Genomic DNA, 26,948 nt, shown 5'->3' with positions numbered 1-26,948 from the left:
TATTCAGATGGCTATGCTGAGCGAGCCTAGAAAGCCATCATCAGAATCTCCAGCTCACCGCGAGTCACCATATGCTTGGGGTCAAACGTGCCGCTGGTGCTTAGCGCAACCTTGTTCTGACCAGCCCACACAATCTCACGGAAGAACGCAGAATCCGGGGTCAGATCAGTGTACGAGTGCCAGTCATGATCAAGGGTAGGGGAACCCGCTGCACGGTAGGTGAATGCCGCAACCGTAGCGTTCGAGATGCTTGCCTCCGCGTGGAACTTACCGTCAGACCAGCCGAAAGTAATACCCTTCTGGCGAGCCCACACGTAGGCGGGGAAGTTCGGGTCGGTGGTCTTCACATCCGGCCAGGGGGAGACTACCGGGAGGTTCACCTTGGGGCTACCAGCCTGAGCGTACAGAGCCGCCGTCAGCTCGCCGCGGGTAGCGCGTTCCTTACGCTGCTCATCAGTCAGGCTGGGCTGCTTACCCTCATCAGCGTCAGACCCCTTGAAGTTCAGGTCCTGAGAAGCCAACAGCTCACTGCGACCCTCAGGTGCCTTGCCCACCACAGGGCCGGCATTCTCGCCGTTCTTGTAGCCGTTGTTAGTCCAAACCTCCACCACGTACTTTTTCGCCGGATCCAGAGTATTCGCCGGAACCTTCACGACGCCGCGTACCTTGCCGTTCTTGAACTCAGAAATATGGTTAGGGTGGTTATACTCAAAAATGTCGCTCGTCGCCAGAACCGGGGTGTTTGAGCCCTTCTCACGAATCACATACTGAACACCCCTGGAGAAGTTAAACTTGCCGTAGAAGCCGGTACCCAAGAAGTAAATGTTCTGATCAGCGGTAGTATCACCCAGAGCCTTGTACTCCACCTTGGGAGCAAACGGGCTGGGTCGGAACGCCTGAGTGTACAGCGCACTATGAAACAGCACGTTCTTGCCAGCCCGCAGATCATCAAGGGTCAGCGGGGGCTGACCCTGTTTCTCGGTAAACATACCAATCTCATAATTCACCTCGTAACGCTTCTCGTAACTCGGAGCACCGGGGAAGGGGACGCGAGGCTCGTAGTAGTTCTGCAGCTCACCGGGCTTGACCCTCAACTGAGCATTCAGGGTGCCGTTTTCAGCAATGGTGAAGTCTTTACCCTCCTCAAAACGGAGCAACACATCCTTAGCAGGCAGGAAATCACCGTCGTCAGGAACACCCCGAGAAGTAGCAATGTAAAACACTACTTTGCCGTGCTTCTCACGCCACTCCTTGGTGTAGCCCCAACCCTTCATGTGGATGGTGCCGCCCTCAGCGGTGTACAGGTACCAATCATCGCCGTCGTACCGGTACCTGAACGTAACCTTCTGCGGGGTCTTACCCGGAATATCCGATGCTGTCGTGCCGTCAGCGCCTTCGAAATTCAGCTCCTGGGTAGCAAGCAGAGTGCCGCGGCCCTCAGGCGCCTGACCCACGACAGGGGTAATGAGCTTGCCATCTTCATAGCCGTTGTTACCCCACACCTCGATAACATAATCCTTTTCCTTATCCAGGGTGTTTGCCGGAATCTTCGCCGTACCGTGGATGTAGCCGCTCTGGTAAGCGAAAGGCAGCTTCTCGTGGTTATATTCAACGATGTCGCTAACCACCAGAACCGGAGAGTTCAAACCCACCTCTCGCACAACAACCTGAACACCCTTCGGGGAGTTAAAATCACCCTCAAAACCCCAACCCCAGAAGTCCAGAACCTGATCCTCATCAGTGTTCTTCAATGCGTTGTAGCTCAAGTGAGGATCGAACTCATCAGAAGTAGCAACAGGGTTCTCATGGACGCGATCATTCGACTGGGAACCAGCCGCCGCAGGAGTATCTGCAGTAGCGTTCTGAGCAATCGCAGGAGACAGTGGCAGAATAATCGCACCCGCTAGTGCCAGTGCACTGCAGCTGCGGGTTGCATACAGGAGTGAAGCCTTAGAATTCGGAAGAGCGGACATACATCATCCTTAATGGTCGTACCCACCGGGATGATGCAGGTTCATAGGGTTTCTGGGGTGAGAAATCTCCGTGGAATCTGCACCAGCCCAACGAGAAGTGGTTGAGTGCCCCCGTCGGTTTCGGGGACACTCTCACCCTAACAAACCTTCAAGTAGAAATTAGTGCGTTGCTCACGAAAAACTTGAACCTTCCAAAATATTTCACTGCGTGCATGATGCCGCGCACGGATAGCCCCAAACCCAGGCGGCCCCAACCCCCAGGCAACCCCGCGCACAGTCCTCAAAACATAAGATGCCCCGCACTCCAAACAGGAAGTACGGGGCCGCTCGATACGATGAACAAAGCGCAAAAAACTAGGCGGTGTAAAAACTACGAAGTGCGGAAGTATAGGTACATCATCATCGCAACACGACCACGAGAGGTCTGAGCCGTCGGCTCAAAAGCATTACCCTCAGACACCGTCGACACACCATGGCGAGACGCCCACACAATCTGACGGTAGAACGGAGTCGCAGACGAAACATCGCTAAACGGGGAAGTACCCGACATCTGAATCTTCTGCGCACCATCAGCACGGTACAGAAGCGCCGCAGCGGAAGCATTCGACAAGCGCGCCTCCGCATGGAACTTACCATCAACCCAGCCGGGCGTAATACGCTCCTGACGCGCCCACAGGTACGCATCATAGTTCGGGTCAGATTCATCAACATCCGCATACGGCGAATGCTCCGGATGGGTCACCGCCGGCGAACCCGCCAGCTTATAGAACATGGTGATCAACTCGCCACGAGTCACCGGATCCTCAGCACCAAAATGGTCCTCAGAAACCGGCTCCATCGTCTGGGTACGAACAGCCCAACGGATACCCGCATAGTACGCAGAATCCTCAGGGGCATCAGCAAAAATAGTATTCGCATCCGGCGCGGTCACGGACGGACGCAGAATCTTCGGGCCCTGGGTCGAAGAACTCGACACCAGAGCAGAAGTAGAAATCGCCGAAGCGGTCGCCGGCGCAGCAGTATCCGCCGAAGAAAGACGCGCCTCCGACGGATCATAAAAAGAGAAAAGAGGTGAGAACGGCAGATACAAAACACCCGCCAGCGCCACAGTGCCAACAGCCAGCTCAATACGGCGGCGCTTACGCTTCTTCGACTCAGCCTGAGAAGAAGCCTCGGGGGTGCCCTCCGGTGCCAGCAGAGGTGCAGAAGAATTATGGGCAGTATCAGTCGACTGCTTAAAATCCTGGGACATAAATCCTCAATGTGGTTGATGTGTCGGTGTGTGATGGGCTCCCTCTAGTTCTACGCACCCAGCCGGATAAGGGCGCGCACCAAGGGGGCGCAACAGTCCTAAGCATAAACCACAGCTTGAAAAATATTAATTTACACTCCACAGAACATTCTTAAAAAAGGGGAGTAGAGCACCCCAAAAATCCGCCCAATAGCGGGTACCGCATGAGGTGCGCCCCACATGCGGTACAGCCCACATTAGCGTGTTAGCCGGCAAAAATACCTCGAAAAACCGCGGAACAGCACCGGGCGACAGTCCCGCACGCGCCCCTACAGATGCCCTGCAGACACCTCATAAACACCCCGCAAGAGCACAGAAAAGCCGGGCCGGCGGGACGAAACCAATGTTTCATCGCCGCCAGCCCGGCATAATCCATAGACTCTAGAGATTAGTCCTAGCGAAGCTTATAAAGCCCTAGTGAACCTTATAGAGCCCTAGCGGACCTTGTAGTTCATCAAGAAACCAGCCAGCTCACCACGGCTCACCAGCGCAGACGGGTGGTACTCAGAACCCGGGAAGACCTGCAGCTTCTGCTGCTTAGCCCAAGTAATCTCACGGTAGAACGCAGAACCGACCTTCACATCGGTGTACGGTGCCTCAGTCACAGCAACCGGCTTCTTACCATCGAAACGGTACAGGAACGCCGCAACAGTAGCGTTAGAAACAGACGCATTCGCGTGGAACTTACCATCAGACCAGCCGAAAGTAATGCCCTTCTGACGAGCCCAAATGTACGCAGCGTAGTTCGGGTCATCAGTCTTCACATCCGGGTACGGGCTAGTAGCCGGCAAATCAACCTTCGGGGAACCAGCCAGGCGGTACAGTGCAACAGTCAGCTCACCGCGGGTTGCATCATCATTAACGCCGAACCAATCCTTCTCACGAGAATCAATCAGCTTCTGATCAGCAGCCCACAGAACAGCCTTGTGGTTCGCGTGAGCAGCCGGAACATCAGCGAAACGCTCACGAGCCTTCTTGTTCGCAGACTCACCAGTCAGAGTCAGGTAATCAGCCGCGATGCGCTCGCTCTGACCATCTGCGTAGTTCACGGTCACGAAAATAGCGTAGTGGCTATCAGCATCCAGCTTGGTGCCGTCAACGTTAACGGTCGTCTCAAACGCGCCGGTCGCCACACGGTCAGCGCTCAGAGTGATGCTCTCCAGTGCCTCACCGGTCGGGTTGCCGTCAGCCTCAGCAGCCGAGAACAGCACGTTCACGGTAGCACCAGCGGGGACATCGAAATCCTTACCCTTCACACGGATAGTGGTCGAAGAGCTCAGATCCACCTTGTCAGTGCTCAAAGAAACCGAAGGAGACGCCTTCTTAACGTTCTCACCGTTCACCGGAACAAACGCCTGAGTGCTCAGCGCCTGGCTGTTCGCCTCATCGTTATCTTCCGGAACGTTGAACTCGAAAGTCTGCACAACATAGGAGCTACCAGACTTCAGGGTGTCCGCTGGGATGTCCAGAACACTCGAGAAACGGCCGTTGGTGTAACCCATGTACTGACCAAAGAAAGCAGAGTAGGAGGTGAACTTAGCCTCCGACTGAGCCAGCGCGGGGCCGGTCGCCTTACCGGTCGCCGGATCAACCGCACGAACCGCAACAATCAGCGACTCGCTACCGTTGTACGAAATGTTCTGGAAGCCAGCACCGTTCACGGTGACCTTAGCGTTCTCAGAAGCATTCACCGACGAAGCGCCGTACGACAGGGTCGGGGAATCAACGGTGGGAACATCCGCAACCTTCAGCTCAGCACGAACCTCATCCGCGGGAATCCAGCCGTCTTCAGCGTCATCGCGGTAACCGAGCACAACATCGAAGGACGAGCCATTGGCCTCCAGATAGTTAGCGCCGATAGAAGCGGTCAGGTTCACGGTGCCGTCAGCCGCAAAAGCGGACGCGGGAACATCCTGAACATAGAACGGGTAATCACGCGGGCGGTGCGGCGGGAAAGCAACGCTTTCACCCTTCGGAACAACGTACAGGCGGAACGACTTGCCTTCAACGAAGTCCTTGGAGAAACCAGAGCCGCTAACCGTCACGTTGCCACCCTTGAGAATATCAAAAGTGCCGGAGGTAACCTGCAGACGCTGAGCACCCTGAGCCTCGCCCTGTTCAACAGCCTGGGTTGCTACCGGAGTAGCAGGTGCGGCAAACGCGGGGGAGAGAGGCAAGAGCATAGCGCCAGCCAGGGTGATGGCGCAGCTGCTCTTGGCCACATTTTTGGGTAGCGCAAAGCGCATGTGGTTGGGAAGTGAGGACATTGTTATCCAATCAGTTTTTATCGGTGTCACGCATCGAGTGTGGTGCGCATAAACACCGTAGCAAATAGTTAAGACGTGCTGGAACCTGAAAGGTCATCAGTGCGAAAAATGCCTGTGTGTTTTATCGCATGTCTTAAGGTGAAGTATAGCTTTAAAAAGTATGTGCATGACGTGGAAAATATGCCTAAATAGTGTGCTGATAAGCACAAACACTGGTCACTGTACAAAAAAGAAAGCGTAAAAAACCCACCGCATTCGAAAAATTCGCACCTATGCAACCTCTGCAGGTTGAGAATATTCACAATGCGGTGGGTAAGGCAACATAAAAGTCACCCACAATAAAAATGGCACATAAACAGAGCCATAAAGTCGCCTATTTGACGAAAGCCAACCAGAATGGCTAACACCACGGAGAGGCGCTACCTGAGACGACTGCCGCCGTGCTCCATACGGTACAGCATCGTAGCGAGTTCTGTGTGCCCAATAAACGACAGCGCATACGACTCATAGGTAGACTGTTCGCTGACATAACCCCAAATGTGCTGATCAATCGCCCACTGGGACTCCTTATGGAACGAGTAATGCCAGCCAAGAACAGTATTCCACCCGCGTTCAGAAGAACCACCCGGCAGACTACTCTTCTTTGACGCCGAAGAAACAGGACGAGGCTTCGCCGCAGGAACCTTACCCTGCGCCCTCTGATACCTATACAGGAACGCCACCGCCGAAGAATTGTAAACCCTCGCCTCCGGGTGGAAATTACCATCAATCCAACCGAACGTAATGCTCTGCTGACGAGCCCACACAATCGCGGCATAGTCCGGGTCGTTGGGCTGAACATCCGGATACGGACTGGTTGCCGGAAGCTCAACCTTCGGCGAACCCGCCAACATATAGAGAGCCACCGTCAGATCACGGCGCGTCAAATTCTCAGAAGAATAGGAATCTGACTTGGGAAGCTGCTGAGCCTTGTACCACCTCTTCGCAGCCTCACGCTCCTCAAACGCGTTCACCACCAAACCAAGGTCAGTAGAAACAACCTGCTGCACAGAATCCGCGGCACCACCCTGACCGGGAAGAACCTTCTCCACCACCAGCTTGTAACCGCCCTGATAGTTCAGCGCCTCACCGGGAATAGTGAGCGTCGCCTCCGTGTAACCGCTCTGGATACGGTCAGCCGAAATATCCTGCTCCAGCGCCTTCTGGCCGGTCAGATTGCCAGAAGCATCCGTAGCCTGCAGCGAGAAGCGGTAATGGCCCTCAGTGAGGTTCGGCAGATTCACGGCACGCACCTGCAACGTGTTCTTCTCCCAATAGGGGCTCACCTGCGGTGAATCAGAACGATATTGGTCCATCTGCTGCGGCTCAACGCGCAGAACCGGGGCAGCATCCTTCATCTCGGTGTTCGAGTTGGGCGAGCGCACCGGAATAAACGGGGCAACATCCGTCAAAAGGCTACCGGGTACCTTCTCCTCATCCGGATTCGGGAAGAGGCCGCTGTAGACACCAATCATGTACGACTTACCCGGTCGCAGAGTACCCGCAGGAATTGTTACATCCGCAGAGAAATAGTTGTTCAGAAAACTCCAACAATAGTATTCACCGCAATCCGTATAACGAACTGCATGAGTGAAAACAGGCTTGCCCACCATCTTTCCCGTGGCAGGGTCAACCTCATACAGCATCAGATATGCCGGGGCACTCCCCGGCTCAACAAGCTGCTTAGAGAGAATATGGTAGCCCTCAATCGTCAGCTGCGTATCAACCCAGGGATTATCAATCGCCGGCATGCTGTACACGTAAGTAGTATGATCCGGCTCAGGGTCCTGAGTCAGGCTGAGCGGAGTGCGGGCAGTAAGGCGGGGGTCCTCATACTCATCGGCGTTCGGCTCGCGCTCACCCGCCGGATAGTAGGTCAGCACCCCGTCAAGGGCAGGCGAAGGGCTAGCCGGGATGGTCTGCTTCTTGACCTCAAAGGTGAAGGTGAGGCTCCCGTCCGGGTTGTCGTGGACGATACCGTCATCTCGAAGATGATCGACCTTGCCGCGGTGCAGCGGATATTGGGTTGCCTCGCCGGTGCGAGACCACTCGTAATCGGTACCACGGTTCACGAGGCCGAACTGGAAGAGTTTGTACTTCTTACGGAACTCGGGGCTCAACGGGGAAGTCGTCACGGACACCGTGCCGCCCTGAGAAATATTGATAGTGCCGGTGGTGACCTTCAAATCAATCTTGTCAGCATCGCTGGCGCCAGTGGCTGCGGCACCTGTACCTGAGGCGGCGGGGACGGCAGCTACGGGGGTTGCCTGCAACGATGCGGCAGGGGAGTCAGGGCTCGCCGGATTCGCTTGAGTAGTCTCCACCTGTGCGGGTTTCGCCTGCGCCGCATCAGCATGCACAGCAGGGGTGACCGCCAGAGCCGGGGTCAAGCCCAGCAACAGGGAGAGGCTGATCGCCTTCTTGCCCTGAGTCTTTAGAGTGCGGGCATTTTGGGTAGGGGCTTTTAGGCGGGCGTCTTAGCACCCTGAGTTGTGGTCGGTCGGAAGAAAGAAGACACGGTTATCCCATCTAATGTTCTGCACTGTGCTTTTTACATAGTTGCTTTCTGCACAGTGGTTTTCTGCGAGGCGATTGAAGCGAGTGAGGGAAAACGTTGAGTGGAAGGGGAGAAATGAACGGTGAAAGGAACGAAAAGTTGAGTAGAAAAAGGGATGCACCAGGCGCCTTAGCGAAAGTGCTGGCGGGCTGAAAAGCCGGGCAATCAGCCCGAAAATTTCAGCCCGCCATCACCGATTGTAAAGCAACACAGCATCAGGCTGCGTGGCCGCGGGAGGCGACTCTCAAATAACTACTTCAGGGTAACTACTTGAGACGACTGCCGCCGTGCGTCATACGGTACAGCATGACCGAGAACTCCGAAGAGGAAACAGTATCCGAGCTGAAATCCTCAGCGTAGCGGCGATCATAATCCTTATAACCCCAGATGAACTGCTGAGTAGCCCACAGCGACTCCCGCCAGAATGCAGTATCCGTACGCTCATAATCAGACCAATGCGAACGCGAAATCCGGACCGGAGAATCACCCGGCACGCTACTGTTCTTGGGCACAGACGAAGACGGCAAACTGCTCGACTCCGGCGCAGGAGCCGGAGCAATCATCCGCTGGTACCTGTACAGGAACGCCAACGTCGAACGCGCCGAAAGGTTCGCCTCCGGGTGGAACTTGCCGTCCGCCCAGCCGAACGTAATGCCCTTCTGACGAGCCCAAATGTACGCGGTGTAGTCCGGGTCGCTCGGTGCCACATCCGCGTAAGGACTGGTTGCAGGCAGCTCAACATGAGGCGCACCCGCCAGACGGTACAGCGCCACCGTGACATCGCGGCGACTCAAAACGGTCTTACTCTCGTCCAAAAGAGCCTGCTGCTTAACCCATTCAAGAGCGGCCTTCTGCTCCTCCGTAGTATTCGCCAAGAGGTCAAGATTCTCAGAAGCCACCGGCTCGACCGTATCTGCGGCACCGTTCTTGCCGGGGGTTACCTTCTCCACAAAAACCCTGTAAGACCCCTCATAATTCAGCGTGCTACCGGGGACGTTCAGCTTCTCCTCCGCGGCACCATCGTGGATGCGCTCAACGGGAATAACCTGTTCCAGGGCCTTCTCACCGGTCAGCTTGCCAAAATCATCCGTTGCCTGAACCGAGAAACGGTAATAGCCCTCGGTAAGTTTCGGAAGACCCGAGACACGGGCGGTGAGAGTATTCATCTCCTGATACGGGTTGATGCGCTTATACGGAATGTACAAATCCGGACGAGCTACAGGCTGGTCAGGGTTCGGCTGGTTATCGCTCGGCTGCCCCGACCGCACCGGAAGGAACTGCGCAACACTGGTCAGCAAGCTGCCGTTATAGTCCTCCTCGCCCGGGTGAGGAAGATTAGAACCGTAGATGCCAATCATGTAGAGCCTGCCCGGCTTCAACGTACCCGCCGGAATCGTCATCTTCGTGCCGAAATAGTTATTGCGGAAACCCGTACAGTGATGCAAGCAGTTGCCCGTCAACGGAACAACATGGGAGAAAACAGGGTGTCCCATAATCTTTCCCGTAGCCGGGTCTGCCTCATACAGAGTGACGTACGCCTGGCTGTCGTACCCGCCTACGATGTTCGGGGGAAGAATATGGTAGCCCTCAACCGTCAGAGTCGTATCTTGCCACGGCTTATCAACCGCTGAAATGCTGTAGCGGTACGTCGGCTGATCAGGCTCAGGGTCGCGCACCGTGGGCAAGGGAATTCGTGCCGTACTACGGGGATCATCATACGGAGAATAGGGGTCCGGCTCCGATTGATTAGACGGGTAGTAAGTCAGCACCACATCGAAGAGGGTACCCTCAGGAACCATCATCCACTGCTTCGGGATATCAAGAGTGAACGTGACGCTCCCATCAGGATTATCGTGGGCCTTACCCTCAGCACGGAGGCTGGCAACCTTGCTACCGTACTGCGCCTCAGGAAGGGGATCGCCGTAATGTGACTGAAGGTAATTCTTACCGCGCTCCACAATGCCGAACTCATAGAACGTGTACTTCGCGCGGAACTCGGCACTCAGCGGTGCAGTCGTCACAGAGACAGTGCCGCCTTCAGAAATATTGAGGGTGCCCGAGGTGAGCTTCATGCCAACCGGGTTGTCAGGTTTCTTATCCTCCGCAGGGGTGGGAGGGGCCAACGGGGTAGGGGAATCCGCCAGCCGAACTGGTGCAGCAACCGTAAAATTATGGTTCTCTGAACCGTAGTAAGGATTATCTGAGAAATAGACCCTTAGCTCCGCTTCGGAACCCAAATACACGCCCCGTAGCTCTTTAATATCCTCCGCATTAATTTCAAGTTCTACGGTTTGAGTGCCGTCGGGGTTACGAACCACAATTTTGTCACGTTCATAGTAATGGTCACTATTAACGCTGAGGTTGGCAATAGTTTTTTGAGCGGTTTTACTATAAACACTAATCGATCCAATATAGTATCCCAAATCAACTTCCGGGGAAATATTAGAAATAGTGACTTTATATTTCCCCTCATGGTATGGGTCAATCGTCTGAGGAGACAATGAAACCTTCGGAAGAGTATTGCGGTACGTATTGCTCTGGTAAGGCATTTTTATGGGGCTCTTGCCCACAGGAACGAAGGGGAAGGCACGCCTCATAGCAATCGGGCCTGAAGGAGAATCTCCCTGTACCGACAGGTAATAACCCTTGCCTGATTTCAAAAGACCGGCAGGAATCGTAATTTTATGCTGAAAATGACCGTTAGGAATTAAGCCATGAAAAACGCGCTTAAAGTACGGAGAATCTGAAGGGTCAAAAGACCCCAGCTCCTTGAGATATTTATGGGTAACATTTGCAGTCGGGTCGTATTCAACGAGAGTAAAACTTAGCTTATTCATCCCGTCAAAACCCGAACCCGTCATATTGATTTCAATTGGTTTTCCGGAATTAATCTGCTCCTCAGAAATAGAATCCACATCATAGGTAATAGAAGGCAGAACAGATGCCGGAAAATCATTTGTTACAGGGAGCACCGTACGAATACGGTCCTCAGTATTCCACTGATAGGGGTGTGCGTCATCTAGCGGGCGGTAGGTCAAAATAACTTCGTACTCCATGCCCGCAGGGATGTCGTTGGAGGATACTTCCAAGTCGGCGCTGAAAGTCCCGTCTGCGGCAGGCGTTGGAACGTCAAAACGCGGTCCCTGGTATGTTGGCTCTTGGTGAGGACCCACGTAGGTAGAGGAACCCTTGGGCGCAATAATGAGGCTACGTAGCTCATTGTGTGCCAAGAACTCGGGAGTGAAGCCGGTGCCCTCAACATGCACCGTGCCTCCAGCATAAATTCTTAGTGCTCCGCTAGTGACGCGCAGAGTCGGTAGCGAATTGGTCTGCTCGCCTTGAGCCGCAGGAATCTGCTGTTTGTCTGCTTGCTCCTGAACCAAAGCTGCAGCGGGGGAGGCGGGGGTCGCCTGTTTCGGGTCTGCCTGAGCGGGTGCAACCTGAGTTGGCTGGTCAGATGCCGTCTGAGTCGGTGTTGCCAGCGCCGCCGGGGTGATACCGGCAAGCGGGCTCAAACCCAGCAGCAACGACAGGCTGAGCGCGCGGGCGCTCGCCGGGTGGCGCGGGGCGCCTCGTGGTGTGAAGAATGAAGACATCATAATCCCATCTACAAAAAACTGTACGGTGAATGAAGCGAGTGAGTAGATGAAGCAAGTGAAAAAGTCGAGTGGATATAGTCTGAAAAGCCAAGGCTAGGGTAGAAGAAGCCCCGTAAAGCCTGGTATCAGGCAAGAGAAGTCGCTCGGGAGGGGGGAAAGAGGCTGCACCGGCGGGCTGAAAAGCCGAACTAATCCGAACATTCCAGCCCACAGGGTACCCCTCACCACGACCGGGTGCTACTTGAGGTGGCTACCGCCGTGCTCCATGCGGTACAGCATCAACGCCAAGTCATAGACGGATGTTGTCTCCATGAAAAAGCGTTCGTGTTCCCAATCCCCGGTGTAGCCCCAAATGCGTTGCTGAACAGCCCACCGAGATTCACGCCAGAAAGCGCTACCCTCCTCCAAATCCAGAACCCATGGGTTAGCGCTCACCTCAGATTCATCCGACCCCGGCAGGCTACCGTTACGAGACTGCGGTGCGGCAGTCGGCAAGCCGGGAGACACCATACCGCGCGAACGCTGATACCTATACAGGAACGCCGCCGTCGAATAATTGTGCATGTTCATCTCCGGGTGGAAATTCCCATCCGCCCAACCGAACGTAATGCCCTTCTGACGAGCCCAAATATACGCGGCGTAGTCCGGATCATCCGGAGCGATATCTCCATAAGGACTCGTCGCCGGAAGCTCCACCTTCGGCGAACCCGCAAGACGGTACAGCGCCACCGTCACATCGCGGCGCGTCATATCGCGTCCCTCACTCAAAGAAGAAAACTCAGGAAGAACCTGACGGCGCTTAAACCATGCCCAGGCGGCGTTGACCTCCTTATTCTTCGTAAACTGTAGCTGTAGATCCTTCGAAGTAAGCTGCTCAACCGACTCAACCGTACCGTCCTTGCCGGCAGTCACCTTTTCCAAGAAGAGCCTGTACGAGCCGTCATAATTCAGCGGCGCACCGGGGACGTTCAGCTTCTCATCCACCGTGCCGTCATGGATGTTCTCAGCAGCAATCTCCTGCACCAGCGTTTTCTGACCGGCCAGAAGTCCCTGCGCGTCAACATATTGCACCGAGAAACGGTAAGAGACCCCAGGCTGCTTCTTCAAACCGACGGCGCGCACCTGAAGGATATTTTCCTCATCATAGGGGCTCACCGTCGTAGCCTTCAGAAACATCTCAGGGCTCGCCGATTCCTTATTAAGCGAACGTACCGGAATGAAATCTGCAACATCATTCAGCAACTCACCGGGGTACTTCTCATCCTCCGGACGGTCTTTACCGTAGAAACCAATCTTATAGACCTTACCCGGCTTAAGCGTGCCCCCAGGAATCGTAATAGACGTCTTAAATTGCTCATTCAGGAAATAAACGCGCTCTCCACTACGGGAAGCCGGGTACGGAATCCGAGTGGTGAATTCGGGTTCGCCTACAATCTTTCCGGTCTTCGGGTCGACTTCATAAAAGGCCAGAAGCGCCGGACCGTCCTTGCCCTCTCGACTACCGCTCGTAGTAATATGGAACCCCTCAAGCGTCAGAGTCGTATCCTTCCACGGGTCATCAATCGCGGGCACACTGAAAATGTACGTCGTCTCAGTCGGCTTAGGGTCCTGCACAACATTAATAGGTGCACGCGCCACAAAACGGAATTCGGACGGCCAAAAATCCTTCCGGTGGCCCTTCTTGTGGTACGTCAGAATGACGTCGAAAAGAGTGCCTTCTTTAGCCTCAATAATGTACGGCCCAATATTGAGGAAGAAGGTGTAGCTCCCGTCTGGGTTTTCTACCATCTGCTTCGGGTTGGGGTCACGGTCAAAGAGGTAGCCAAAGTAGGCATATCCGTCAATGCGGGCATACGCGGCTTTGAAGTACGAAGAACCGCGATCAACCAGAGAAAATTCGTAGAATTCGTAATTCTGGCGGAATTCAGCACTGAGCGGAGGCGTCGTCAGCGTTACGGTGCCGCCTCGAGAAATGTTGAGAGTCTCAGGAGAGACTTTAAACCCTTCCATTTCAGGATGGCGAGAATCATTCACTTCAGGATAGCGAGAATCATCCGCCTCCGGAAGCGAAGACGTGGATTCGTCAGCATCTTCTTGAGCTGCGGCGGGGGAGGCGGGGGTCGCCTGTTCCGGGTCTGCCTGAGCGGGGGTCGCCTGTGCCGGTTGTGCCTGCTGCTCAGGTGCTGCCTGGGTCGGTGTTGCCAGCGCCGCCGGAGTGATACCTGCAAGCGGGCTCAAACCCAGCAGCAACGATAGGCTGAGCGCACGGGCGCTCGCCGGGTGGCGCGGGGTATCAGAATGGTGCGGGGCACCTCGTGGTGTGAAGAATGAAGACATCATTATCCCATCTACAAAAAACTGTACGGTGAATGAAGTGAGTGAGTAGATGAAGCAAGTGAAAAAGTTGAGCAAATAAAGCGTGAAAAGAAAACCCTCAACAGGGGAGAAGTAGCCCCATAAAGCCTGGTGCTGGGCAAAAGAACTCGCAGAGGCAAGGAAGAAAAACCGGGGCGGCACCGGTGGGCTGAAAAGCCGAACTACGTCGAACATCCCAGCCCACCGGTTACCTCACTCACCACAACCCGGCGCTACTTGAGGTGGCTACCGCCGTGCGCCAAGCGGTACAGCATCAACGCAAAATCACCAGAGGAAACGAAAGACCTATCAAAGTCCTCATAGACGTATTCCCCATCAACGCGGTAACCCCACATGCGGTAATCAACAGCCCACTGAGCCTCACGCCAGAAAGCGCTACCCTGACGAACCTTATGCTGCCAACCGCTAGCACTCCGAGGCGCACCCTGGTTGCCCGGCACAGACGAGCTACGCGGCAACGAGGCAGAGGTCGGCACCTTCGGCGTGACCTGACCCATCGCCTTCTGGTACCTGTACATGAACGCCACCGTCGACGGGGTCGAAAGCTTCGCCTCCGGGTGGAACTTGCCATCCGCCCAGCCGAACGTAATGCCCTTCTGACGAGCCCAAATGTACGCGGCGTAGTCCGGGTCGTTCGTTGCCACATCCGCGTACGGGCTAAAAGCAGGCAGCTCCACCTTCGGGGAACCCGCCAGGCGGTACAGCGACACCGTCACATCGTGGCGCGTCATACCGCTATGCCAGGACATCGGCGAAGGATTAGGCAAAATATCACGCTCAGCAAACCACTGCTCAGCAGCCTGCAACTCATCCTCACGCGTCAGCTTCAGAGGAATATCCTCGACAGCAAGCTGCTCCACCGACTCGCCAGCACCATCCTTACCGGGGGTGACCTTCTCCAAGACCAGACGATAAGCGCCCGAATAGCTCAGCTGCTGATCAATCGTCAGATTCAGCTCCACCCTGCCATCCTGGATGCGATCAGCGGGAATCGCCTGCTGGAACACCGTCTGACCGGTCAAACGCCCCTGCTCATCAACATGCTGCACCGAGAGACGGTACGATCCTTCACCCGGTGCAGAGAGCCCGGTAGCGCGCGCCGTAAACAAGTTCGTCCGCGCGTACGGGTTCAGCCCCACCGACCCAAGGTGCAGCGTGGGCCCCGCAGAGTCCTGCTCGGGAGAATGCACCGGCAGGAACTCCGCAACATCATTCAGCATAGAACCCGGAGAATCTTCCATGCCGGGGTAAGGCAACCCGTTCCCATACATACCAATAAAGTAGAGCTTGCCCGGCTTCAACGTACCCGCAGGAATCTTCAGCTCCGCACTGAAATAGTTATTGCGGAACCACCTGGTGTTAACCCCGTAGTACGTGTAGTCATCCCGCTGAGTGAACACAGGCTCACCCACCATCTTTCCCGTTGCAGGGTCAGCCTCATAGATAGCGATGACCGGCCAATCATTACCAACCATTTCACTAGCCTGGGAGAGGATATGGCGTCCCTCAACCCGCAGCGTCGTATCCTTCCACGGGTCATCGATAGCGGACTGACTGAAGGTGTAGGTCCCACGGGTCGGCTGCGCATCCTGAACCACATCAATATGGGCGCGAGCATACAAACGGTCCGCCAAACTCCAAGGTTCCAGCTCAGCTTCATCCGACGACCAGTAGTACGTCATCACCACATCGAAGAGCTCACCGTCGGCAGCCTCAATGTACTGCGGGGGAACCTCAAACGTGTAGGTGAGGCTACCGTCCGGGTTCTCCCGCACCTGGGGCTTCAAGTCCTTGAGAAACCCGCCGTACTCGTCGAGAGGCGCATAACTATTGTGTTCCGCATACGCGTACAACGATCCGCGCTGCACCAGAACCAGCTCGTAGAAAGTGTACTTCTTACGGAATTCAGCGCTCAACGGAGAAGTCGTCACCGACACCGTGCCACCCTGAGAAATATTGAGGGTTCCCGAATCGACCTTCAACTGAACATTTGCCGGGTTCACCCAATCAAAAGCATCAGCGGCAAGAGGCGCCATCGGAAGCTGGGTGCTCACCGTGAACTTATGGTGACCGTACAAATACTCATAGTCCGAGAACACCACACGCACTTCAGCCACTGAACCGCGAGAAGTCGGCCTATAGCTGGAATAACCGTCAACCTTATACTCAACCTCCACGGTCAGAGTACCGTCAGCATTGCGGGTTACCAGCTCGTCACGCTTATAGTATTGCTCCGCTACATTATTCACCGCAAAAGGTGCCTTCTCACCAGAGGTAGCGTTATAAATCGCCACAGACTCAAGGTAGTACCCCAGGTCCACCTCGGGGGAAATATTAGAAATAGTCACCTTATAGACGCGGTCCTGACCGGGATCAAAATCCTGCGCAGCAACAGATACCTTCGGCAGGGTATTCCTGAACGAATTATCCTGATATGCCATGCGCGCAGGGTTATTGCCCACAGGAACGAAGGGGAACTTACGCGACAACTTATCCCATTTATTCCATCCGTCGGTTTCTACACCGGAAACACCCAGGGAATACCCCTTACCGGACTTCAGGATTCCCGCAGGGATAGTGACCTTCTTCTGGAAATAGCCGTTAGGAATCAGACCCTTGAAAATGCGCTGATTCTCTTCCGTATCCGGTGCTTTCAGTTCACCAAGCGAAGCCACGTTATCGTTCGTGACCTTTCCCTGCTCGTCATGCTCGGCTAGGGTGAAGTCCACGGAGCTGACATCCTGAAAACCGGTACCCGTCAGCGTCACCTCAATCGGCTGGCCGGAAGCAATCTGCTCCTCAGAAATAGCCGAAACATCATAGGTGATGGAGGGGAGCACGGCCTCCGGGAGGTTGCGCTCCACCGGCAGCGCCGTACGGACGCGGTCCTCAGTGTTCCACGCATAGGGGTGCGCCTCATCTACGGGGCGGTAGGTCAGAATAACCTCGTACTCCAGGTTTGCCGGCAGACTATTCGCCGGAACCGTCAGGTCGGCACTGAAACTGCCGTCAGCAGCCGGTTTCGGGGCGTCAAAGACAAAGCCGGGGTAATCGACCTTCTGGTAGGGGTTAGCGTAGGTCGAAGAACCCTTCGGGGCAATCGTGAGGCTACGCAACTCATGGTGCGCCAAGAACTCCGGGCTCAGCCCGGTACCCTCCACGTGCACGGTACCGCCATGAAGAATGTCGAGGGAGCCGCTGGACACGCGCAGGGTCGGCAGGGAAGCATCCTGCTTATCACCCTGTGCAGGCTTGTTCTGGGCAGGTTTGTTCTGGGCAGGTTCGTTCTGCACGGGCGCGTTCTGCGTGGGTGTTTCTTGAGGCGCTGCCAGCGCCGCAGGAGCAATACCCGCAAGCGGGCTCAAACCCAGCAGCAGGGAAAGGCTGAGCGCGCGGGCGCTCGCCGGATGGCGCGGGGACTCAGAATGGTGCGGGGCACCTCGTGAGGCGAAGAATGAAGACATCATAATCCCATCTACAAAATTTATACGGTGATTGAAATGAGTGAGTAGATGAAGTGAGTGAAGAAGTTGAGCGGATAGAACCTGAAAAGCCAGACTAGGGAAGAAGAAGCCCCCGTAAAGCCTGGTATCAGGCAAGAGAAGTCGCTGGAGAGGGGGAAACCGAGGCGGTGCCGGCGGGCTGAAAAGCCGAACTACGTCGAGCATCCCAGCCCACCGGTTACCCCTCACCACGACCAGGCGTTACCTGAGGTGGCTGCCGCCGTGCTCCATACGGTACAGCATCACAGCCACCTGACGGTACGACATCTTGAAGCCGCCAAAGCTCTCATAGAAGTAACCTTGATCAGGCATGTAACCCCAGATACGTTGCTCAATAGCCCAGCGAGACTCACGTGAAAAAGCAGTCTCCGGGCTGATCCAAAGCCGCCAATGAGAGCTAAGCGGGAAATGCGTCTGTTTCTTCGGGTTAGAGTCCGGCAGTGAAGGAGACGTCGGTAAGCTTGGTGACGCCTCCCCCTGGAATCGCTGATACCTGTAGAGGAACGCAGCCGTGGAACGGTCCGAAAGTGGCTCATTCGGGTGGAAGCGACCATCAACCCAGCCGAACGTAATACCCCGCTGACGAGCCCAAATAATCGCGGTATAGTCAGGGTCATCCGGCGTAATATCCGTGTAAGGGCTGACTGCCGGAAGCTCAACCTGCGGCGCGCCCGCTAACCGGTGCAATGCCACCGTCACAGAACGGCGATTCACTGATGTCCAATCGCGATCAGTGGGGTAGCCTGGCAGAATTTGACGGTTCACAATCCACTTCCTGGCAGCCTCCATTTCCCGTTCCTGACTGATATCCAAGTCCAGATCTTTGGAAGCAACCTGCTCAACCGAATCGACAGCATCACCCTGATTCGGGGTTACCTTCTCCACAAAGAGCCTATAGGCCCCCTCAAAATTCAGGGCATAGCCGGGAAGAGAAAGCGTCTGCTCTGTACGACCCTTCTGAATGCTCTCGGCAGGAATCACTTTCTCCCAAGACTTCTGCCCGGTCGGACGGCCATGATCATCAATCGGCTGCAAGGAGAAACGGTAGTAGCCCTTGGACAGCGGCGGCAGACCCAAAACAGTCACCTTCAAAGTATTATTCTCGCGATAAGGGCTCATCTTATCTCCCGAGACATAGATGCTGGTGGGAGCTGCATCTTGCTCCGGGGTACCTACCGGGATGAAATCTGCTACATCGGTCATCCATGCACCAGGGTATTCCTCGGAACCCGGACCAGGATAACCACCGCCGTAGAAACCAATCCTGTACAGCCTGCCCGCTTTGAGAGTACCCCCGGGAATCGTGATATCCGTACTGAAATGGTCGTTCAAGAACGAATCACAGTACTGATTGCACCTGGTGTAATTCAGATTCTGAGTAAACACAGGCGAACCAATACCCTGTCCAGTCACCGGATCAACCTCATAGAGGGTCAGGACCGCCGGGCCTTCAGGACCCCAAAAGGTGCTTTTCGAGAGGATATGGAAACCCTCAACCGTCAGGGTTGTATCCTCTTCCGGATGCTCGATAGAAGGTGAACTGAAGAGGTAGGTGGTTTTCGTAGGTTTAGCGTCCTGCACTACCTCGGTAGGAGTGCGGATTACCCGGCGATTCGACCACGTCAACGGATCCGGCGCATACTCATTCGACGGGTAGTACGTCAGTACCGTATCGAAGAGAGTCCCCTCTTGAGCCTCAACAACTTGGGCGGGAACAACGAGTGTGAAAGTGAGGCTACCATCCGGGTTCTCTCGCACATTGCCCTGCTGCTTGAGGTCCCTAACCATACCACCGTACTGAGTGAGGGGAACATAATTATGATGCCCGACATGGACGTACGTGGAACCACGTTCCACCAACGCGAGCTCGTGGAACGTGTACTTCTGCCTAAACTCGGCGCTCAACGGAGAGGTTGTCACCGACACGATACCGCCCTGAGAAATATTGAGGGGACCCGTCGTGACCTTCAAATCAATGTTCTCCAGCTCAGAGGCGGGATCGCCACCCTGCACTTGAGGCACCTGACGGGCCGGTGTTTCTTGAGTAGTTGCCTGCTGGGCGGGGGAAGCGGGCGCCGGCTGAGCCGCCACCGGCGTCAAAGCCAGCAGCGGGCTCAAACCCAAAACCAGGGAAGCACCCGCAACTTTTCGGTGCGTGCTGCGAGCAGGCTTAAAGAACGAGGACATCATTATCCAATCTGAATTTTCTGCATGAAAGAGGACGAATGAGAAAAGAAGTTGAGAGGATAAATGAGTGACAGTCCACCGCACCGAATCCACACCGAATCCATATCGTAGAGAACCCGAAGCGGCAGCATGCTGAAGTGCAATCTCAGCCTACCAACCCCTGACTCGAACATTCAATGAAAACACGAGAAAAAACATGTCGAAGAGAGTTATAAGACAAAAAATTCAAAAATTACGCCCATGTTTTATACAAAGCCCAAACCCCAAAAAGACCACACAATAGAGAGACAAAAATGGAAGCATCACCAACGCTAAAAACGGCACCCAGCAGCGCCAGTACCAGAAAACGGGCACACAAAAAGGGACGGTGAGAGAAAAACTCTCACCGCCCCTTCTATAGCCACTATCTTCAGCTGCTGTTCTTAGAAGTCAACCCAAGCTAAAACACGCAGGGGCAACCGTACGGTTCAAGGCACCTGCCGAATCCTAATCATCGATATAGGGGCTGTTGGGGATGGTGTCAAGCATGTCGAGCATTGACAGGACACGAGCCAGCTCCTCGCGGGTAGCAGTCTTGGTCGGACGGAAATCCTTGCTCTTATAGTGATATCTCGTATCGATATTCACCGACGAGTGCAGCCACACCGACTCGGTGTAGAACGGGGCACCCGGCTTCATATCCTGCGGGGTAGTGGGACGGAACCAATAAGAACGACGACCGGGGGTAAGCATAAAGTAACGGTAGAAGAACGCAGCCATCGTAGCGCGGCTAGCCACCGCCTCCGGGTGCATCTTACCGTCAGACCAGCCGGAAGTCAGACCGTTCTGATACGCCCAAATATACGCCGGGTAACGCTCATCCTTCGGGGACAAATCCGGGAAAGGAGAACGCACAGGAAGCTTCACCTTCGGCGAGCGGGCGCCTCGGTAGATTGCATCCATCAGGTCGCCGCGGGTCACCGCACGCTTAGGGTAGAAGCAACGTTCCTTATCGAGCAGCAGAACCTTTGCCTTACATGACCTGTAGATATCGGGGGCGTACTCGCCATCCATATCAATGTCCACAATGAAAGGTGCCCACGCGAACTCCGTGTCAATCTTGGGGCGAACTTCAAGAGTGCGCAGAATGGTGTACTGCTCACGGCGCGGACGAAGAGACAGGCGAACACCAAAGTCTGCATTCGGGCCACCGGTGATCTCAGGATCAATGACGTGATGCCTAATGTAGACATCATTCTCGATGCGCTTCTTCGGCTCAAGAGAGAAGAAATAGAACTGGGTGAAGCCCTTCTCCTTGGTGTAGTAGCCAACCTCAATGTACGGGGTGTACAGGCCGCTATCAATCACGGCCTGCAGGCCGGTAATCTCGTAGCTGAGGTTGAAGCCGCTAATATCAAACGACGCCTCAGTAATCTTGAACGTCAGCGGAGTAGTCTTAACGTCCAAGGTGGCAGCCTGAGCGCCCTGCTCACCGGCATGGTGTGCGCCCAACGCGCCGGCGACTGTTAGCGCTGCCGCACCCTTAATGAGGGCGCGACGAGAGGAAAAAGTAGACATAACGTTGTCCCATCGATGTGTTTCTGAGTGGTTACTTCTACGCTAGCAAACCAATAACCATTGGGTAAGCCTCTAGTCGTTTGCTATACGTACGTGGCGTGACGTGTTTCCATGTGTGCTGAGTTGAGAATATGAGTGTTTGTGAGTGAAATACCCACCATCAATGGCGAGCCGTTTAATACTATAAACATTTTTACTCGCAAAAAGAAGGCGGATAGTTGGACACTAACCGCCTTCTCTGCTCATCAAAAGCTACCCCTAAAATGTGGGGAAATGTGGTTTTACAAGGGGTAATACAGATTTAAGCCACTAGAAAAATAGTTAAAAAATTTTCAATATGATGCAAAAAATAAGCGGAAACAAATAGTTGGGCAACCTACTGCTCATGCACCAGCAGCGTCAAAATACCCGCCTTACGCGCCGTCGGCAGGGTACACTCCACCGACCAATCCTCGCTGACCGCTTCCAAAAATTCGGCAATACCAGCCGTAGAGCCATCAATTGGACGAGCCGCCAAACCCGACTGAATCAGGTAGCGTGCAAACAGGCCGCGGTAATGCTTCGCCATGTGCGAGACGACCTTACGCGAACCATCAGCAGCCACACGCTCCACACGAACCGCCAGAGTCTGCGACGGGGGAGTCACCCACGACTTTGCGTAGGCGGCAGAACGGCAATCTAGAATCAGCTGGTCCCTCGCAGTCGCTTCCAGTGTGGTACCCAGCGCACCTTTCCAGAAGGAGGCGAGCGCACCCACCGATCCCAGCTTCACGCCCATCGAGAGGCGGTAGGCGGGGATTGCGTCTTCGGGGCGCAGAATACCCCACAGTGCCGAAGAAATCAGTAGCGACCAGTGCGCGGCATCGCGTTCGGCGGGGGAGAAGCTCGCATAATCCAGCGCCTCAAAGAGCACACCCGTGTAGGTGCGGATTGCGGGCTGTGCCGGTTCGGTCAGCAAGCGGGTATTGCGTTCCACCTCTGCTGCGAGGGATGCACCCACCTTGAGCTCCGTGAGAGCATCGGGGCCCGAGCTAACTGCCGCCAGCTCCTCCAGGACGCTCTCACGCTCGGCGGTCAGCTCAGGGAACGAGAGGTCAGCGAAGCATACGGGCGCGTTGCCAGCCGGGGCGGGGGTCTTACCTTCAGACGGGGGAAGAAGAATCAGCATCTCTCCAGTGTACCCGCGAGACGCAGTGTAGCTACGAGGCGCAGTGTAGTTGCGAGACGTCAGCGTGCCCGCGAGGTCGCTAGTGTACCCCCGTGTACCCGCGAAGCGAACCCGGGAAATAGCCACCTCCAAGGGTGTGCGTATAATGGGTTGGGTGAAACGGGCCGTCTGGGCAATCGCGAGGCACACGTGCTTCGAGGAAAGTCCGGGCTCCACAGCACAGGATGGTGGATAACATCCACTCGGGGTAACCCGCAGGCCAGTGCCACAGAAAGTAAACCGCCGCGGTTCGCCGCGGTAAGGGTGAAAGGGTGGTGTAAGAGACCACCAGCGGGCGCGGTGACGTGCCCGGCTAGGTAAACCCCATTCGGAGCAAGGTCAAACAGAATACGCCATGGTAGGGTAGTGCGCCCGATCCCCGTCAGCTTCCTTCACGGAGGTGGGGTGCGTATTCGGGTAGGCTGCTTGAGACGTGCGGCAACGTACGTTCTAGATAGATGATTGCCTCAAAACGCCCCTTCGGGCGGCGTTTTAGACAGAACCCGGCTCATAGGATGACCCGTTTCACGCTACCGTTAGCCGGTGAAAAATATCAGCGGCTGATGGAAAACGAAGACCGCGAATGCGCTTTTAGAGTGCATTCGCGGTCTTCGTTTTAAACTCCTCGAAAGGCCTCTGACCTTCAGAAGAGCTCGTAATTAGTGGCCGAAGGGATCCGGATCCACGCCGGGCATCCACGAGTTACCGTCGACGGTCCAGCCTTCCTTCTTCACGACCTTCTTCATCTTGCCGGTCCACTTCTTGTTCAGACGGTTCACGTACAGCTTGCCGTCCAGGTGGTCAGTCTCGTGCTGCATGCAGCGTGCGAACCAGCCGGTCGCCTCAAAGTGGACGGGGTTGCCGTGCTCGTCAAGACCATTCACGGTCACCCACTCGGCGCGCTTGAGGGGGAAGCCGTAACCAGGGAAGGACAGGCAGCCCTCTTCCTCCTCGTACGGGTCCGGGTCAGCGGTAGAAATCTTGCCCAGGGTCAGTACCGGGTTGATGATGCAGCCGCGCGGGGGAACGCCGTCCTCATTCTCCATCTTGTAGGTGAAGATGCGCAGGCCCACACCAATCTGCGGTGCCGCCAGGCCCACACCGTTGGATGCGTCCATGGTTTCGTACATGTCAGCCACGAGTTCCTTGAGCTCATCATTAAACTCGGTGACGGGTGCCGCGGGGCGGTGCAGAACGGGGTTGCCGTGAATAACGATGGGGCGAATAGCCACGGTTTCATCCTTTGCTTGTGTTGAACGGGAACTGTTGAACGGGAACTTGCAGGGTACACCGTGTGCGGGTGAACCGGATTGAGGGTAAGCGAAAGGGCCGTTACGGATAACCATAACGACCCTTTCCATCGGGGTGATCGACGGGGGTTGAACCCGCGACCTCCTGGACCACAACCAGGCGCTCTGCCAACTGAGCTACGACCACCATGTGCTTCGCTTGGTTTCCCTTGCGATATGCAACGGATACTACTGTACAGGAGATTCAGAAACCTGCCAAGTTGAAAAGCCGTGATGCTCGTTACATGTCGTGCTTACGCCTCGGATGCCTCAGCCGCCTCAGAAACGGAAGCCTCAGCCTCGCGCTCAGCAGCCTCGCGTGCGGCACGCTCAGCCTCCACCTCACGCGCAATCTGCGCCGACGCAATCGCATCCGGGCCCTGCTGCACAAAAATAGCGCGACGGTAATACTTCAACTCATCAATCGAGTCCTTGATATCACCCAGTGCGCGGTGGTTACCGGTCTTCGCCGGGGCGCTGTGACGAGCCGCCGGGTACCAGCGCGACGCCAGTTCCTTAATGGTGGACACGTCAATCACGCGGTAGTGAAGGTGCGCCATGACCTCGGGCATGTAGCGCTCCAAGAAACGCTTATCCATGCCCACCGAGTTGCCGCCCAGCTGCGCCTTGCCCGCCACCGGAACATACTTCTTGATGTAACGAAGCACCTGCTCCTGCGCGTAATCCATCGACACACCGTGCTCAATATCGGGTAGCAGACCCGACGCCTCATGCATCGACCGCACAAAGTCATTCATGTTCTCCAGCGCACCGGCAGGAGACTCATCACCGGGCTTGATGACGAACTCAACGCCAGAACCCAGAATGTTCAAATCGGCATCCGTGACCAGAACGCCCACCTCGACGAGAGCGTCATTCTCCACGTCCAGGCCGGTCATCTCGCAGTCAATCCATACAATACGTTCACTAGAAATACTCACCCTCCCACTCTACCCCCAAATGCCGCCGGCCCGGCGGGCAGCACGTCACAAAAGGGCACAAGATGGTGCAAGACGGCACAGGCGGATGCGCAAACAGCGGCAATGGGGGAGAACTGCACCCCTCTGCGTGCCCTTGAGGAACGTCCACGACCGCCTTCGCAACAGTGATTCTCGTAAGTGCATCCAAGGGCTCCGGTATGATAAAAACCAGAACGACGATGCAGACAGAAAGGGAGTTATGCGCGCACCAAAGGAGCTAGCACACCGGCTCACCACCCCCGGCGCACACGACGCACCTCTCTCACCCAAACTCTTGGACTACGTCAATAACCACCGTCTGCGCACGGTGATTATCGGCACCATCGGCTCCATCATGGTCACCCTCGGCTCCTACGCCGTCGGCTGGCTCGCCGACAGCTCCAGCTTCTGGCGCTACGACATTATTCGAGCCATCCGATTCGAAGCCGCATGGGTCATCACCGGCATTATTCTGCTCGCCCTCGGCGCTATGATCATGTGCCGTGAATGGCTGCGAATCTACCAGAAAATGGGCGACTGGAACGAACCCAACGCCATGCGGTGGATGATTGCCGTCACCGCCAGTTGGTCCCTGCCGCAGATTTTCGCGTTCACCATCTACAGCCGCGACATGTTCTCCTACTACGGTCAGGGCATGGTCATGGCGCACGGCCTCAACCCGTACAAGCATGGCGTTTCCGAAATCTCGAACTTCATGCAGAACGGTGCGGACCCCATGTGGGCGGAATCCCCGCCTCCGTACGGACCGGTCTCCCTCAAGCTCGAAGAGTGGATTGTGCGCCTGGCGGGGGAAAACATCGACCTCTCCCTCTTCTACTTCCGCCTGCTCTCCGTGCTCGCGGTCATCGGCATCCTCTTCTACGTGGCAAAACTCGCCAAGGCACACGGCTTCAACCAGGTCCGCGCCCTCTGGCAGATCGGCCCGAACCCGCTGTTCATCGCATCGTTCATCGCCAGCGGCCACAACGACTCGCTCATGACCATGTTCATGCTCGGCGGCCTCTACTACGCCAAGCGCTACCGCGACACCTGGTGGGGCGGCCCGCTCGGCGTGACCTTCGTAGCCCTCGGTGTTGCCGTCAAGCCGCTCGCCCTCGTGGTGCTGCCCTTCGTGGGCCTGCTCTGGGCGGGTAAGAACGCCTCCTGGCCGCGCAAGTTCATCTTCTGGGCGCTCTCCGGTGTGCTGCTGCTCGCCGAAATGGCGCTCATGGGCTGGGTGACCGGACTGGAATTCGGCTGGATTAAGGCACTGTCCACCACCGGCGGCCAGTACATCTGGTACACCCCCTTCGGCCTGGTCATTGGTGCAGCATCCCTGTTCGTTCAGGGCGACGCCTTCGAGGTCATCCGCAAGCTCATCGAAACCGTCGGCAAGGGCATCGGCATGCTCGGCGCAGTAGCCATGGCATTCGTTGGACGCGACCGCAACATCGTGCGCCACGCCGGCCTCGCGATCCTGTTCATGCTCCTGTGCAGCCCCATGATTCAGCCCTGGTACCTGCTCTGGGCGATCCCGATGCTCGCCGCAACCGGCCTGCGCTCGCACTTCCAGCTCATGTGGTACTTCATCACCACGCTGTTCTTCATGGCGTATGGTGTGAGCGACCAGCTGAACGTCTCACCCTACCTGCGCGATTTTAACCAGGACATGGGACGACTCATCGCGACGGTCATCTGCCTGGGCTACATCATCTACCTGGTCGCCCTCGACCTGGCAACCCGCCGCCTGGTGTACGTGAGCCTGCACCCCACGCAGATTCGCCGCACCACCATCCGTCTGTGGTGGCAGCTGTTCCCCGGCGCATCAAGCCGCCGTGCACGCCGCCGCGAGGTGAAGAAGGCAGAACGGGAAGCCGCCAAGGTAGGCTCCTAGCGCGAACTCATAGTTCGCCAGCCTGGCTGGGTAGCTCAGTGGAACAGCCCCCCCCCGCGTGAGATGTGCTGTGCATGAGAAGCATAAATTCTCATGTACCCTAGAGGAAGGCCTCAGTAGCTCAGAGGATAGAGCAGGAGCCTTCTAATCTCTTGGTCGGGGGTTCGATTCCCTCCTGGGGCGCCACATGTAAAAACCGCCCCGCACCCTAAACTCAGGGTGCGGGGCGGTTTTCTTTATGCTTTTTGCG

The 26,948-nt window shown here is 55.9% G+C and carries 13 protein-coding genes, 2 tRNA genes and 1 other RNA gene; 3 read left to right on the top strand and 13 right to left on the bottom strand.

Annotated elements, in window-relative coordinates; genetic code table 11:
• Nucleotides 1-26: 26 nt before the first annotated feature.
• The 10 genes from ROTMU0001_RS00470 to ROTMU0001_RS00425 form a co-directional block, all read right to left on the bottom strand.
• On the bottom strand, nt 27-1,973 hold the full coding sequence (locus ROTMU0001_RS00470) for a hypothetical protein (protein ID WP_005507507.1): 1,947 nt from the start codon (nt 1,971-1,973) through the stop codon (nt 27-29).
• A gap of 370 nt (nt 1,974-2,343) precedes the next feature.
• Nucleotides 2,344-3,225, bottom strand: a complete 882-nt coding sequence (locus ROTMU0001_RS00465) for an S-layer homology domain-containing protein (RefSeq protein WP_005507505.1) — start codon at nt 3,223-3,225, stop codon at nt 2,344-2,346.
• A gap of 473 nt (nt 3,226-3,698) precedes the next feature.
• A complete protein-coding gene (locus tag ROTMU0001_RS00460) occupies nt 3,699-5,531 on the bottom strand; it encodes an S-layer homology domain-containing protein (protein ID WP_044141693.1) in 1,833 nt (610 codons plus the stop codon).
• A 419-nt stretch (nt 5,532-5,950) separates the two neighbouring features.
• Nucleotides 5,951-7,960 (bottom strand): peptidase, encoded by a 2,010-nt coding sequence (locus ROTMU0001_RS00455; protein ID WP_245534263.1) that lies wholly within the window; start codon nt 7,958-7,960, stop codon nt 5,951-5,953.
• A 433-nt stretch (nt 7,961-8,393) separates the two neighbouring features.
• Nucleotides 8,394-11,726, bottom strand: a complete 3,333-nt coding sequence (locus ROTMU0001_RS00450) for an S-layer homology domain-containing protein (RefSeq protein ID WP_005507501.1) — start codon at nt 11,724-11,726, stop codon at nt 8,394-8,396.
• Between the two features lie 237 nt (nt 11,727-11,963).
• On the bottom strand, nt 11,964-14,066 hold the full coding sequence (locus tag ROTMU0001_RS00445; RefSeq protein ID WP_005507500.1) for a hypothetical protein: 2,103 nt from the start codon (nt 14,064-14,066) through the stop codon (nt 11,964-11,966).
• Nucleotides 14,067-14,314: 248 nt separating this feature from the next.
• Nucleotides 14,315-17,569: a hypothetical protein gene (locus ROTMU0001_RS00440; RefSeq protein WP_005507499.1), complete on the bottom strand. Its 3,255-nt coding sequence runs from the start codon at nt 17,567-17,569 to the stop codon at nt 14,315-14,317.
• Between the two features lie 237 nt (nt 17,570-17,806).
• The gene (locus ROTMU0001_RS00435; protein ID WP_245534262.1) at nt 17,807-19,795 is read right to left on the bottom strand and encodes an S-layer homology domain-containing protein; all 1,989 of its coding nucleotides are present in this window, start codon (nt 19,793-19,795) and stop codon (nt 17,807-17,809) included.
• A gap of 483 nt (nt 19,796-20,278) precedes the next feature.
• Complete coding sequence (locus ROTMU0001_RS00430; RefSeq protein ID WP_005507495.1) at nt 20,279-21,349, bottom strand: S-layer homology domain-containing protein; 1,071 nt, start codon at nt 21,347-21,349, stop codon at nt 20,279-20,281.
• A 376-nt stretch (nt 21,350-21,725) separates the two neighbouring features.
• Nucleotides 21,726-22,517, bottom strand: a complete 792-nt coding sequence (locus tag ROTMU0001_RS00425; RefSeq protein WP_005507494.1) for a YaaA family protein — start codon at nt 22,515-22,517, stop codon at nt 21,726-21,728.
• A 160-nt stretch (nt 22,518-22,677) separates the two neighbouring features.
• Between ROTMU0001_RS00425 and rnpB the strand changes: the two genes are divergently transcribed.
• Nucleotides 22,678-23,083: RNase P RNA component class A (rnpB, locus tag ROTMU0001_RS08925), an RNA gene on the top strand.
• Between the two features lie 132 nt (nt 23,084-23,215).
• Here the strand turns inward: rnpB and def are convergent.
• The 3 genes from def to orn all read right to left on the bottom strand — a co-directional run bounded on the left by def (nt 23,216) and on the right by orn (nt 24,786).
• Entirely contained in the window at nt 23,216-23,788 is a 573-nt protein-coding gene (gene def / locus ROTMU0001_RS00420; RefSeq protein ID WP_044141710.1) for a peptide deformylase, read from the bottom strand.
• Between the two features lie 132 nt (nt 23,789-23,920).
• A tRNA-His gene (locus ROTMU0001_RS00415) sits at nt 23,921-23,993 on the bottom strand.
• Between the two features lie 106 nt (nt 23,994-24,099).
• A complete protein-coding gene (orn, locus tag ROTMU0001_RS00410; RefSeq protein WP_005507492.1) occupies nt 24,100-24,786 on the bottom strand; it encodes an oligoribonuclease in 687 nt (228 codons plus the stop codon).
• 238 nt (nt 24,787-25,024) lie between these two features.
• Here orn and mptB point away from each other — a divergent pair, with 238 nt between their 5' ends.
• Nucleotides 25,025-26,698, top strand: coding sequence for a polyprenol phosphomannose-dependent alpha 1,6 mannosyltransferase MptB (mptB, locus tag ROTMU0001_RS00405; protein WP_005507491.1), 1,674 nt, complete (start codon nt 25,025-25,027; stop codon nt 26,696-26,698).
• 110 nt (nt 26,699-26,808) lie between these two features.
• Nucleotides 26,809-26,884: transfer RNA gene (locus ROTMU0001_RS00400), tRNA-Arg, on the top strand.
• The last annotated feature ends 64 nt before the right edge of the window (nt 26,885-26,948 follow it).

It is taken from the genome of Rothia mucilaginosa ATCC 25296, from assembly GCF_000175615.1.
Classification (GTDB): Bacteria; Actinomycetota; Actinomycetes; order Actinomycetales; family Micrococcaceae; genus Rothia; species Rothia mucilaginosa.
This window is presented reverse-complemented; position numbering and strand designations above follow the sequence as displayed.